At 31.9% G+C, this 13,207-nt stretch carries 14 protein-coding genes; 9 read left to right on the forward strand and 5 right to left on the reverse strand.

All coding sequences use genetic code 11. From position 1 onward, the window contains the following. The first annotated feature begins 16 nt into the window (after nt 1-16). The 9 genes from AC0L5U_RS19305 to AC0L5U_RS19345 all read left to right on the forward strand — a co-directional run bounded on the left by AC0L5U_RS19305 (nt 17) and on the right by AC0L5U_RS19345 (nt 7,746). Nucleotides 17-337, forward strand: a complete 321-nt coding sequence (locus tag AC0L5U_RS19305) for a hypothetical protein (RefSeq protein ID WP_473418051.1) — start codon at nt 17-19, stop codon at nt 335-337. Between the two features lie 229 nt (nt 338-566). Next, entirely contained in the window at nt 567-974 is a 408-nt protein-coding gene (locus AC0L5U_RS19310; protein WP_473418052.1) for a hypothetical protein, read from the forward strand. A gap of 128 nt (nt 975-1,102) precedes the next feature. Further along, a complete protein-coding gene (locus AC0L5U_RS19315) occupies nt 1,103-2,572 on the forward strand; it encodes a CotH kinase family protein (protein WP_473418053.1) in 1,470 nt (489 codons plus the stop codon). Between the two features lie 117 nt (nt 2,573-2,689). Then, complete coding sequence (locus AC0L5U_RS19320; RefSeq protein ID WP_473418054.1) at nt 2,690-3,232, forward strand: EF-hand domain-containing protein; 543 nt, start codon at nt 2,690-2,692, stop codon at nt 3,230-3,232. A gap of 57 nt (nt 3,233-3,289) precedes the next feature. Next, on the forward strand, nt 3,290-4,348 hold the full coding sequence (locus tag AC0L5U_RS19325; protein WP_473418055.1) for a YHYH protein: 1,059 nt from the start codon (nt 3,290-3,292) through the stop codon (nt 4,346-4,348). A 207-nt stretch (nt 4,349-4,555) separates the two neighbouring features. Further along, nucleotides 4,556-5,347 carry a YHYH protein gene (locus AC0L5U_RS19330; RefSeq protein ID WP_473418056.1) on the forward strand — a complete coding sequence of 264 codons (792 nt, stop codon included), beginning with the start codon at nt 4,556-4,558 and terminating at the stop codon, nt 5,345-5,347. Between the two features lie 156 nt (nt 5,348-5,503). Beyond that, nucleotides 5,504-5,917, forward strand: coding sequence for a toxin-antitoxin system YwqK family antitoxin (locus tag AC0L5U_RS19335; protein WP_473418057.1), 414 nt, complete (start codon nt 5,504-5,506; stop codon nt 5,915-5,917). Then, nucleotides 5,904-6,596, forward strand: a complete 693-nt coding sequence (locus tag AC0L5U_RS19340) for an SCO family protein (RefSeq protein ID WP_473418058.1) — start codon at nt 5,904-5,906, stop codon at nt 6,594-6,596. The genes AC0L5U_RS19335 and AC0L5U_RS19340 overlap by 14 nt, the downstream gene beginning before the upstream one ends. Before the next feature lie 109 nt (nt 6,597-6,705). Continuing rightward, entirely contained in the window at nt 6,706-7,746 is a 1,041-nt protein-coding gene (locus tag AC0L5U_RS19345; RefSeq protein WP_473418059.1) for a WD40/YVTN/BNR-like repeat-containing protein, read from the forward strand. A 96-nt stretch (nt 7,747-7,842) separates the two neighbouring features. Here AC0L5U_RS19345 and AC0L5U_RS19350 read toward each other — a convergent pair whose 3' ends face one another. The 5 genes from AC0L5U_RS19350 to AC0L5U_RS19370 all read right to left on the reverse strand — a co-directional run bounded on the left by AC0L5U_RS19350 (nt 7,843) and on the right by AC0L5U_RS19370 (nt 13,163). Continuing rightward, nucleotides 7,843-8,202, reverse strand: a complete 360-nt coding sequence (locus AC0L5U_RS19350) for a Spy/CpxP family protein refolding chaperone (RefSeq protein WP_473418060.1) — start codon at nt 8,200-8,202, stop codon at nt 7,843-7,845. Between the two features lie 10 nt (nt 8,203-8,212). Next, complete coding sequence (locus tag AC0L5U_RS19355) at nt 8,213-8,719, reverse strand: hypothetical protein (protein WP_473418061.1); 507 nt, start codon at nt 8,717-8,719, stop codon at nt 8,213-8,215. A 44-nt stretch (nt 8,720-8,763) separates the two neighbouring features. Beyond that, a complete protein-coding gene (locus AC0L5U_RS19360; RefSeq protein WP_473418062.1) occupies nt 8,764-9,306 on the reverse strand; it encodes an RNA polymerase sigma factor in 543 nt (180 codons plus the stop codon). 291 nt (nt 9,307-9,597) lie between these two features. After that, nucleotides 9,598-11,433 carry an ABC transporter ATP-binding protein gene (locus AC0L5U_RS19365; protein WP_473418063.1) on the reverse strand — a complete coding sequence of 612 codons (1,836 nt, stop codon included), beginning with the start codon at nt 11,431-11,433 and terminating at the stop codon, nt 9,598-9,600. After that, nucleotides 11,433-13,163 (reverse strand): phospho-sugar mutase, encoded by a 1,731-nt coding sequence (locus AC0L5U_RS19370; protein WP_473418064.1) that lies wholly within the window; start codon nt 13,161-13,163, stop codon nt 11,433-11,435. The genes AC0L5U_RS19365 and AC0L5U_RS19370 overlap by 1 nt, the downstream gene beginning before the upstream one ends. Nucleotides 13,164-13,207: the final 44 nt, after the last annotated feature.

Genomic DNA, 13,207 nt, shown 5'->3' on the forward strand with positions numbered 1-13,207 from the left:
CATCTAAATATTTGATATGGATACAGATAGAAACCTACAGAACCAAATTGATGAGACTTTAAATGTTTTTGACAACATGGAAACCGTTAATGTATCGCCATTTTTTAAGGATAAAACCATGAATGTTTTATTTGCTGAAAAGGAGGTTGTACAAACTGGATGGTCTTGGTTTACACCAAAATTACAATTAGCTACTTTGGTTTGTGTTGTAGTTTTGAACGTGATTGCTTTTACTAAACTTGAAGAGACATCGACTTACGATGAAAATGTTAGTGATTTTGCAGAGTCTTATGGTTTATCTACTAGTGATGAGGATACTTCAATTTTTAATAATTAATCTATTATGAAACATCCAAAACTAAAAGCTAGAATTTTAACAACAATGTTTAATTGGATGTTACATGCGTCCATTGAAAAAATAATAAAAACTATCGCATGAAAAAGAATTTACCTTTATATATTTTACTTCTTTTTTTGATTGTAGTGAATGCTTTTTTCTCTATAATTATTTAGGAACCGGAGAAAAGGAACAATTACCTGTTGATAGGAAACCTCCTGGGGCTTTTTTGGTTAAGGAACTTGGTTTTGATGACACACAAAAGGAAGCGTTTAGGGCTTTGACTAGAGCGCACCGTAGAACCATGCGAGGTATTTCGGATGATATTCGTGGTTTGAAAGATGAGTTGTTTAAAGGATTGTCTGATGCGTCTTTTGAGGACACTAATATTGATTCTATTGCATCTTTAATTGGAGACAAAGAGAAACTGAAAGATTTAGAAGTGTATAGACATTTTAAGAGTGTGCAAGAATTATGTAATGAAGAGCAAAAAGAAAAGTTTAGTAAAATTATAAATGATGCGCTTCATAAAGGCCCTGGAAATCAAAGAGGACCACGTGGAGATGGACCAAATGGTAATCGTCCTCCTCGACCAGAAGGGCCGCGTGGAGATAGACCTCCACCAGACCGTCCTTAGTTATTGAATAGAATTCAAGGCCTTCAAAATATTGAGGGTCTTTTTTTTTGTGAATTTTTTAACAAGGTGCATCACAAGTTAAAAAAAATACTGGCATCTAAAAATTCATAACAATAAAAACTAAAGATATGAAGACGATTAATTTATTCAAACAAGTTGCAAAAGCAACACTATTAATATTTTGTGTAATAACTTTTACGGCATGTAGTAATGACGACTCTAATACAGAAGAAACTATGGAAGAAGAAGAGGAGGAAAAAGAAGTTATTATTGACGATACAGATTTTGAAGCTACAGATTGGACCACAGAAACACATACAAAAGATGTAGATCCTAATTTTAATGAGGTTTTTGAAGATAACACAGTAAAAAGGCTAGACATAGTTATTACAGAAGCGCGTTGGCAAAGTATGTTGGACGATATGACTGCTACTTATGGTGCTTTTGGTGGAACTAATACTGGAGGCCCTGGAGGTGGAGGCCAAGGCGGAGGTGGTGGTTTAATTGAAACCGACGAAAACCCAATTTTTGTTCCAGCAGAAGTTTTTTATAATGATAAACAATGGTACAGAGTTGGTGTGCGCTTTAAAGGTAATTCAAGTTTACAGTCAAGTTGGAGAAATGGTATTTTAAAATTATCGTTTAAGTTAGATTTTGATGAGTTTGAAGATGATTATCCGCAAATTGATAACCAACGTTTTTACGGATTTAAAAAATTAAGTCTTAAAAATAATTATAACGACAGGTCTATGCTGCGCGAAAAAGTTGCTGGAGATGTATTTAGAAATGCAGGATTAGTGGGGTCTCATACAGCGTTTTATACCCTTTATGTCGATCATGGAAACGGGCCAGAATATTTTGGAGTATATACTTTGGTTGAAGAGGTTGATGATACGGTTATTGATGAGCAATTTTCTGATGATGATGGAAATTTATACAAGCCAGATGGCGATGCAGCAAGTTTTGCAGTAGGCACTTTTGATGAAGATGAATATGAGAAGAAAACCAATGAAGATGAAGCTGATTTCTCAGATGTGCAAGCATTATTAACAGCCATAAATGACAATATTAGAACAACAGATGCTGCAACTTGGAGAGCTAATCTTGAAACCATTTTTGATACAGATGTATTTTTAAAATACTTAGCCGTTAATACGGTCATTCAAAACTGGGATACTTATGGACGTATGACACATAATTATTTCATCTATAACAATCCTGATACGAGTAAATTAACTTGGATTCCTTGGGATAATAATGAAGCGCTTCAAAATGGAAATAGGGAAGGTTCGTTAGCGCTAGATTTTTCAGATTTAAATACAACACAATGGCCAATAATAGGTAACATGTATCAAGATGAAGTTTATAAAGCTAAGTACAATGCCTATCTTCAAGAAGTTATTGATGGAGCTTTTAATGTGAGTAATATGCAAGCACTTTATGATTCATATGCTGCTTTAATTGCGCCGTATGCAACTACCGAAATTGATGGGTATACTTTTTTAAATTCTAATACAGATTTCCAGTCTGCTATTAATCAACTAAAAAGTCATGTGTCTTCTAGAACTTCAGCTGTAAATTCGTATTTAAATAAATAGTTTGGTTTGTGTAAAAAAGCTTCATGATATTAGAAGTTATGGAGCTTTTTTATAACAACTAACGCAAGTTTTTCTAAAAGTTAACATCTAAAAAAATATAATATAAAAAATAATACCATGGTAAACAGAAATTTTAAAATAGTAATTAGTGCGTTAGCAATGTTTTTGTGTCTAGGTGTTTTTGCTCAAAGACAAGGTGGGCCTCCAAGAGATGGGCAAGGGAATAGAGGTGGAGGTCAAAGAGGAGGACAAGGACAACAACGTGAAAGACCAGATGCATCTCAAATATTAAAAATGTTAGATGCTAACGATGATGATAAGATTAGTAAAGAAGAAGCCAGTAAAGCAAGAAGGGGTAAATTATCTGAAGAATTTGATACTATAGATACTAATGAAGATGGGTTTTTAGTGTTAGAAGAATTAGAAACATTCTTTGAAAACAGAAAACCTCAAAGCATATCGCCAGAAAAAATTATTAAAAAGGCAGATAAAAATGATGATGGACTTTTAAGTAAAGAAGAGTTGAGTTCAAAACGTAATCGTCACATATTAAAGAATTTTAAAACTATTGATACAGACAAGGACAACCAAATTAATTTAGAAGAGTTAAAAGCATTTTTATCTAAAAATAAAAGAAGAAAACCTCAAAGTAGAAACTAATTAACAATATATCGTGAAAAAATATATGTAATATTCAGTATATTAACTGTTATCATTGTGCTAGGTTGCAATAGTTATAAAGTTACAAATGCGCATACACACGACAATGAAGAAGTGCATTATCATGGTGCAGATTCACATTGGCATACTAAAAAAGAGGATGTAAAGTTGAATGATTATTTTGGAGACTATAGTTTAAATGATGAAAACTTTGGAACTAAAACAACTGTGGTTGTAAGTGGTAAAACACGAAAAATGGTAACAAATGCATTGCCAAATCATAAAACAGGAGAATATCCAAGAAAAGGAAACCCTAATACTATTTCTGCCCAAAAGCGAACGTATAGTTTTCCTGTAAATCCAAAATACACAGGGAAACCTCAATGGGTTAGGGAACCAGGAGTAGCATTGAATGGTGTAAAGTTTGAACCAGGAACAGCTGAGGTAGTTGAATGTGATACTGGCGAAAATTATCATGTTGAAGCTTTTCAAGAGTTGATTAATTTAGGTTTAGACTTTAACAATGCCCATGTGCAGCCCACAGGTGCTTATCATTATCATGGTACCCCAACTTCAGTTATAGAAAAATTTGATTCTGGTAATGATTTAGTTCATGTTGGTTTTGCACATGATGGTTTCCCGATGTATTATTCTAAAAGTGGAGTTTATAAACCGAGTTATAAATTAATGGATGGTTCTCGTAAAGGAGAAGATTGCACTTATGAAACTAGACGGAATACAAGAGATATTTCTATTGGTGGACACCACGACGGTACCTATACTTCAGATTTTGAATACGTTGATAGCTCTGGAGATTTAGATGAATGTAACGGAATAACCATAGATGGAAAGTACATGTATTTAGTTACTTATGAATTCCCTTATGTAAGTAGGTGTTTGATGGGAGAAGTTGTTCTAGAAGAGCGAAGGGGTAGACCGTCTATTGCTCAACTATTTGAACGTATGGATACAAATGGAGATGATAAAATTTCTAAAGCTGAAATTAGAGGGCCATTAGTATCTCAATTTTCACAAATGGATAGAAATAATGACGGTTTTTTGGTTGAATCAGAATTAAAAAATATGCGAAGACCAAATAGAAATCAAGGAAAATAATATTTTTTACTTCATGCGCAAGTTTTTTTCAAAACGGGCATCTAAATAATTAGACCCAAATATTGAAGCATGAATTTTAAACAAAATAAATTATTAACATTACTTTTAGTTATAGTAGTAATTGTGTTGATAATGAATATTTTAATGATTTATTTGTGCTTTAATAAATAGTATTAGTTTAAAACGAATTTAAAGAAAAATAAAGCCATGAAAAAGTTTATAAAATCAACACTATTATTATCTAGTGTTTTAGCATTAATGTTATTTTTAGTTTTGTCTTGTAGTAATAGTGATGATTCTGATACTATGGAAGAAGAAGAACAAGAGGAAATGATGGAAGAAACAGATTATGACATCAGTAGTATATTATCAAAGTTTGAAGGCACAGGATTATCTTACGCTGTTAATGGTAATTCAGTAACTTTTACAACTGCAGATTTGCCAAATCACACAAGCCCGTATTGGCCAACTAATAATCCTTTATATGAAGCTTATAATGGCACAAATTCTAATTTTAGAATAAACCCAAATAGAATTAGCGAACAAAATATAGTTTTTACAATGACACTAAAACCTTCCGAAGCGTCTGTAAAAGAAGCAACTCCAATGGGGCCAATCGGTATATCAAGAAATGGGGTAGTGTTTTTTAATCAATATGCTGCTGGAGGATCTCCACTTACTAATGAGATTGATTCTTTTGATCAAAACTTAGGACATCCTGCAGGACAAGGGAATTACCATTACCATATTGAGCCCACATATTTAACTCAAGAGTTTGGAGATGATGCCTTTTTAGGATTGTTAGCAGATGGTTTTCCAGTTTATGGACCTATGGAGGATGGTAAAATCATTACGAACACCGATTTGGATGAGTATCATGGGCATACATCAGTTACAGCAGATTTTCCTGAAGGTATTTATCATTATCATATCACAAGTGAAGATCCTTATTTAAATGGAAACGGATTCTTTGGTACTTCAGGAAATATTTCGCGATAATTGAGATTTAGCTTTTTATATATTGTTTTAGTCTTTGGTATACTTTGTGGGTGTCATTCAACCTCTAACAAACAGATTGTCAATGCACCTAATGAAAACCTTGTTTTAGATAATGGTGTTTTATTTTACAATACATCTCCCTTTAATGGTCTTCTTATGTCGAATTATGATTCAGGAACTATAAAGACAAAAGTGGAATATATAGCAGGAAAAAAGAATGGTTCTGAAATTCAATGGTATGAAAATGGACGTAAACTTTCAGAACGTTTTTATGCTAAAGGCTTTAAAGTAGGAACACACAGATCTTGGTGGCAAAACGATAATTTAAAATTTGAATATCATTTTAATGAAAAGGGCGAGTATAATGGTAAAATTAAGGAATGGTATCAATCGGGGCAACCTCTTAGAGTTTTTAACTACTTAAACGGAAAAGAATTAGGGTCTCAAAGACTTTGGAAACCTGATGGAAGTATAAAAGCAAATTATGAAGTTGTAAACGGAGAGCGGTTTGGTTTAATTGGTTTAAAAAAATGTTATAGCGTAACGGTTAACGAAGATGAAATTAAATAAACATATTTTTCTTCCTGAACTTGTTTCAGGATCTCATAAAATCATTTTTAAGTGTATGATTTGCTTCGTTTTATTCATTTCTTTTTCATGCAAACAAAAAGAAAAGGAAAACACATCCAACAAAATAACAGAGTTACCCTATTTCAATTCAGCAGATTTTACACCAGAATGGAAAGCGCCAAAGCACAAAATCCCTAAATTTTCCTTCGTAAATCAAAATGGGGAAGTTGTTAATAATTCAACTTACAAGAATAAAATATACATTGCAGATTTCTTTTTTACAAGTTGTCCGGGTATTTGTCCACGACTGACAAAAAACATGGGAGTTATTCAAGAAACTTACAAAAAGGATAATGATATCATGTTGTTATCACATACTGTTATGCCATGGAAAGATTCTGTGCCTTTATTGAAAAATTATGCAGAAAAGCATAATGTAGATGATGACAAATGGCATTTAGTGACAGGCGATAAAGATGAACTATATGATATTGCAAGAACAGGGTATTTTGCAGATGAAGACTTTACCAAGACTCAAGATGAAAGCAATTTTATACATACCGAAAATTTTGTTTTGGTTGATAAACAAGGCTACATTAGAGGTGTTTATAATGGTACTTTACCGATTGATGTTGAACGTTTAAAACGACACATTAATATACTTAAGAGGGAAATTTGATTTGATTGATAGCTCGATTTTTTCTAAGGAAGAAATATTGAGAACTTTTTGATAAAAAGCTTCATGATTGTTCATGAAGCTTTTTTATTTTTATGGAAATTTGAGATTTATGAGAAAATCTGTTCTAATCGTAATAATCGCTTTGATATTTTATTCTTGCGGAAAAAGGAAAACTTTTATTCCTAGAAATATTTCTGAAGTTGAAATTGAAAATGTCTTAGAAGATTCTCTTTTAAATGTGAGAGCTCTAGAAATCAATGAAGGTAGAGTTGTTGCAGCTTCATCTTCAGGTAAGATTTATAGAAACATTTTAAGTTATATGAAAGAATTTGAAGAAGGTAATTATTTTACTACTATAGAGGATTCATTAAAGAATAACAATTTTAGATCTTTAGCATTTCAAGGTGATAAGACATTTACATTATCAATCGCAAATCCCGCAAAATTATATTACGATGGATGGTTGGTTTATTACGAAAACCATCCCAAAGCCTTCTACGATTCCATGGATTTCTGGAACGATGAAGAAGGTATTGCAATTGGGGATAGTACAGATGGTTGTTTATCAGTAATAATTACTCGTAATAGTGGATATAATTGGACTAAATTATCATGTGATAATTTACCAAAAGGTATAGAAAACGAAGGTGCTTTTGCTGCAAGTGATACTAATATTGCAATTGTAGAAGATAATACGTGGGTTGCAACAACTGCTGGAAGAGTATATTATTCTGCTGATAAAGGCAAAACTTGGGATGTATATGATACGCCAATAGTTAAAGAAAAAGATACAGAAGGTATTTACTCCATTGATTTTTATGATGCATTAAATGGATTTGCTATTGGAGGAGATTATACCAAGCCTGATGAAAACTCATCTAATAAAATAAGAACCATAGATGGTGGCAAAACTTGGGAGTTAGTAGCTCAAAATCAAAACCCAGGATACAGAAGTTGTGTACAATATATTCCCAACAGAAAAGGGAAAGAATTAGTTGCTATTGGTTTTAAAGGGATTGATTATAGTAATGACTCTGGTTACTCTTGGAAACATTTAAGTGATGAAGGCTTCTATACCATTCGGTTTTTAAACGATTCTGTAGCTTATGCTGCTGGAAAGGGAAGAATTTCAAAATTAACTTTTAGGTAATAAAAAAAGAGAGGTATTAATGGCTCTCTTTTCTACGTTTTTTAAACTCATGTAACATTTTCTTTTTAAAATCATCTTCTGCTAATTTTAGCTTAATCATTTTTTTGGAGAAATAATCTTTGATAATTTATTTGAAAACTCAGTTCGTAATTTATACATGTTGTCCTCTGCTTTTTTTAAGCGGTCAATAAGAGCTAAGGCTTCATTATCTGACATTGTATCTAAACTTTCACGAATTTCTTTTCGAATACTTTTTATTTCTTTGTAACGAATTTTATTAGTCTCTTTCTCGAATGCATTATAAACAGGCCAGAATTCTTGTGATTCTTTTTCGCTTAAATTTAATTCTTCGGTAATAAACGCTATTTTTAGTGCTTTTATTCTCTCCCATCTATCCTTTTGTGCTGAAACTGATAGGGATATTATAAGTACAGCAATAAATAATAATTTTTTCATTTTAGTTATATTATTCTATCATAAGCGACTCAATGTCGGCATTGTCTAATAGATATTCTTCGATGTTTTTTTCTTCCAAGTTATGGTCTACAAAATTATTTTCATTTAATTGTTCTTCAGTCATTAAAGCTGCAATTTCATAAGAACTAATATCATCATCAATAATATAATTTTCAACCGTTTCTGTTTCTAAATTACTAAATGATGGGGCTTTATCAAAAATAGAAAGATTAAATAACAGTAAAATAACTGCAGCAATACTTGATACATAAATAATTGTTTTCTTATTGAAAAGGGGAATTACTTTAGTTTCCTCTTTATAAGATACTTTGCTGATAATAATATCCTCTATTGTTTCAAAATAAGTTTCTGGTGCTTTAAAACCAGTAGATTCAATTTTTCTTAAATTACTTTCGCTTTTTAGTCGTTTTAAAACTTTATCATCAAAAGACTCAAAATAGTTAACGGGAGTTTTAAATCCAGTTGATTTTTTATGATGTAAATTTTCGTTTTTCATTTTTTATGATACTTATGCATTTGACTAAACAATACCAGAAAGGTTTAATTATTAGTTAAATAGGCTTCTATTTTTTTTACTGCAATGTGGTAAGATGCTTTTAGGGCACCTTCGCTAGTTTTTAAAATTTCAGACATATCTTTGTATTTAATATCCTCAAAATATTTCATATTAAAAACCAGTTGTTGTTTTTCAGGTAAAGTTGCAATAGCCTTTTGTAACTTTAACTGAATAGCATCCCCTTCGAAATATACATCAGAAGTTAAATTATTTATGGCTAATATTTGTACTTCTTCATTAGAAATTTGTAGTCGTTTTGCGTTCTTATTGATAAATGTTATCGATTCATTTGTAGCAATACGGTACATCCAAGAAAACAATTTACTATCTCCTTTAAAGTTATGAATGTTTTTGTAAATCTTTATAAATGTGTTTTGTAGAACATCATCAGTATCGTCATGAGATTTTACAATATTTCGGATGTGCCAATACAAGCGCTCCTTGTAAAGCGATAATAAAGCTCTAAATGCTTTTTCCTTGTGCTGTTTGGATTGTAATTGTTCTACTAGTTGTGCTTCGTCAACCACAAAAGTTGTTTAGTTTTTAGACTACTAAATATAGTAAAAGTTTAAAGTAAAAACTTATAATTTTCTATTTATCTGAATGTCAATGTTTTGTGTAATATTTAATCGATTAAGTGTAAATAAAGTCGATAAAAAGCGTTTTTTCCTTGCAGCATTAGAAGTTTTATTATAAGTTTGTATCAGAAACCTACTTATAAATGTTAGTCGTCCCCAAGTCTAACATGAACTTCAAAAAAGGATAGCAGCCCAAATCTCTATCCTTTTTTATTTTTTAAACTATTTTCTTTCTGAATTTTACTCGAAACTTTGCATTTGAACAAGTTTTTGATACACACCTTTTTTGGCAATAAGTGTATCATGTTTGCCTTGTTCTACAATTTCGCCTTTACTGAAAACTACAATTTCATCAGCATTTTGAATGGTAGATAAGCGATGTGCAATAACAATAGAAGTTCTGTTTTTCATCATATTTTCTAGAGCTTTCTGCACTATTCTTTCGCTTTCGGTATCTAAAGCTGAAGTTGCTTCATCAAGAATCATTATGGGAGGACTTTTTAAAACGGCTCTAGCGATACTTAAACGTTGTTTTTGACCACCAGAAAGCTTACCTCCAGCATCCCCAATATTGTATTCAAGAACTCCATCTAGGTCTTTCACAAATTCCCAAGCATTGGCTACTTTAAGTGCTTCAATGATATCAGCATCAGTAGCATTTTCATTACCAAGTTTTAAATTGTTCTTAATACTATCATTAAATAAAATGGCATCTTGGGTTACAATTCCTAATTGCTTGCGTAAAGAGCTTGTTGTTAAATCTCTAATATTTATACCATCAATTAAAATTTCTCCCTTGTTTACATCATAAAAGCGTGTAATTAGGTTTGCAACGGTTGATTTTCCACTACCTGATTGACCAACTAGAGCTACTGTTTTACCCTTAGGAATTGTTAAACTAAAATTTTTGAGGACATATTCATCTTGATATTTAAAAGAGATATTCTTGAATTCAATTTCAGAATTAAAACCATCTTTTACAGTTGCGTTAGGTTTATCTTTTAAAGGGTTTGGAGTGTCAATTATTTCTTGAATACGTTCTGCAGCCGCACCACCTTTTTTAATATTGTATAACCCTCTAGAAATGGCTTTAGCTGGAGTTAATATGTTGTAGGCTAATCCCATATAAATCAAAAATTTACTCCCATCTAAAGATAAAGTGGCATCATTACCTAAAACAAGATTACCACCATACCATAATATTACCGATATCATACAAATACCCAAAAATTCACTTGCTGGAGAAGCAAGGTTTTGACGATTCATTAATTTATTTGAAAACCTATAAAAGCGAGAGGTTGACTCTTGAAATTTTTCGTTGAATTTATCTTCAGCACTAAAACCTTTAATAATTCTGAGTCCGGTCAAGGTTTCTTCTAAAGTTGATAAAAACATACCTTGTTCTTTCTGAACACGATCTGATTTTCGCTTTAAACTCTTACCGATTTTTGAGATTACAAATCCCATAACCGGAATAAAAATAAAGACAAAAAGTGTTAATTGAGGACTAATATAAACCATTGCAATAATGGTAAAAATAATGGTTAGAGGTTCTCTAACAATCAATTCTAAAACAGATAAAAACGAATACTGTAAATCTTGAACATCGCCAGTAACTCTAGCTAGTATATCTCCTTTTCTTTGGTCGGATAGAAAAGATAATGGTAACTCCATTGTCTTTTTGTAAACTTTATCTCTAATATCTCTTATAACGCCGTTTCTTAAAAATACAAGAAAATAGTTAGCGAGATAGCCAAAAAGATTCTTTAAAAGGAACATGATAACTATTAGACCAATAGTAAACATTAATGCTTTAGATTTATCTCCACCTGTAAATTGGTGCATTTCATAGTTCAGATAATCTCCAGCAAAATCTCCTAATTTTTCTAAACTTGTATAAACTGGTTTTTGTGTTGGAACAGACTTTTCTTTATCGAAAATCACATCCAACATAGGTTTTAAAGCTATAAATGAAAGCGTGCCAAATAACGCATAAAACACATTAGAGATAATGTGCCCTATGGCATAGCTTTTATAGGGCTTTGCATATTTTAAAATATTTGTGAAATGGCTCATTAAATAAGGTTCATGTCCTTCAATATGGTCTCTGCTTTGGCATCAAGTTGAGCCTCGGTAGATTTGAAATTTTCAACTGAATTTAATTCAGAATTCACACTTACATAAAACTTGATTTTTGGCTCTGTTCCGCTAGGCCTTAAAGCTATTTGACTTCCATCTTCAGTATAATAAATAATAACGTTTGATTTTGGAATATCGATTGAAGTTGTTTCTCCAGTAATCATATTTTTTGAAGTTGCAGATTCATAATCTTCAAGCTTAACAACTTTAGAACCATTAACTATTTTAAGCGGATTTTGACGAGCATCAGTCATCATTTGTTTAATTTCCTCAGCACCTTCAATGCCTTTTTTGGTTAATGAGATTAATTTCTCTTTGTAACAGCCGTGATCAACATAAAGTTTAATTAATTCATCATAAAACGAACTGCCGTTTGCTTTCGTAATTGCAGCAATTTCGCAAGCCAATAGGGTAGAGGTAACAGCATCTTTATCACGAACAAAATCGCCAACCATATAACCAAAACTTTCTTCGCCACCGCCTATAAAATCTAGTTCTGGAAAATCTTTAATTAATTTTGCAATCCATTTAAACCCAGTTAAGACTATTTTATTATCAACCGCATAACTCTCAGCAAGTTTTGTAAGCATTGGCGTAGATACAATGGTAGTTGCAATAAATTCTTTTCCTTTTATTTTTCCATCAGATTTCCATTTTTTCAATAAGAAATCTGTCATCATAATCATAGTTTGGTTTCCGTTTAGTAATTGTAATTCATTATCAGAATTACGAACAGCAACACCTAATCTATCACAATCTGGATCAGTACCAATTACAATATCTGCACTAACTTTATCAGCGAGTTCAAGAGCCATTTTTAAAGCTGCTGGTTCTTCAGGGTTTGGGGATTTTACCGTTGGAAATCCACCATCAGGCTTTTCTTGTTCAGCTACAATATGTACATTTTTATAACCTGCACGTTTCAAGGTTTCTGGAACGGCAGTTATTGAAGTGCCATGAAGCGATGTAAAAACAATCTTTAAATTATCTTTTGCGTCTTGAGAAGCACCAACACATCCATTTTCAACTGATGCATCAATAAACACATCATCAACTTCTTTTCCTATATAATGAATTAAATCACTACTAGGTTCAAATTTGATATTGGCATAATCTAGATCGTTTATCATTTGGATAACTGCGCCATCATGTGGAGGTACCAATTGCCCACCATCTTGCCAATACACTTTGTAGCCGTTGTATTCTGGTGGATTATGTGAAGCTGTTAATACAATACCACAATGGCAGTTTAAATGCTTTACCGCAAAAGATAATTCTGGAGTAGCACGTAAATCCTCAAAAAGATATACCTCGATGCCGTTTGCAGAAAACACATCGGCAACTACTTTTGCTAATGTTTTACTATTATGTCTACAATCGTAAGCAATTACTGCTTTTGGCGTTTCATTTGGGAATTGTTTATGCAAATAATCACTTAAACCTTGCGTGCTTTTTCCAAGTGTGTATTTGTTAATACGGTTAGTGCCAACACCCATGATACCACGCATACCTCCTGTACCGAATTCTAAATCTTTATAAAAACTTTCTTGAATATCTTTAGGATTGTTTGCAATACTATCTTTTATAGTGTTTTGCGTTTCAGTATCAAAAACTGGAGTTAACCAAGAGTTAATGCGATCTAAAATTTTTGGTTCTATATGTATCATAAATTCTCTTCTTTTAAAAGGTAAACAAAAGTAAACATTTGATT

It is taken from the genome of Jejuia sp. G7-7 (genome assembly GCF_055808955.1).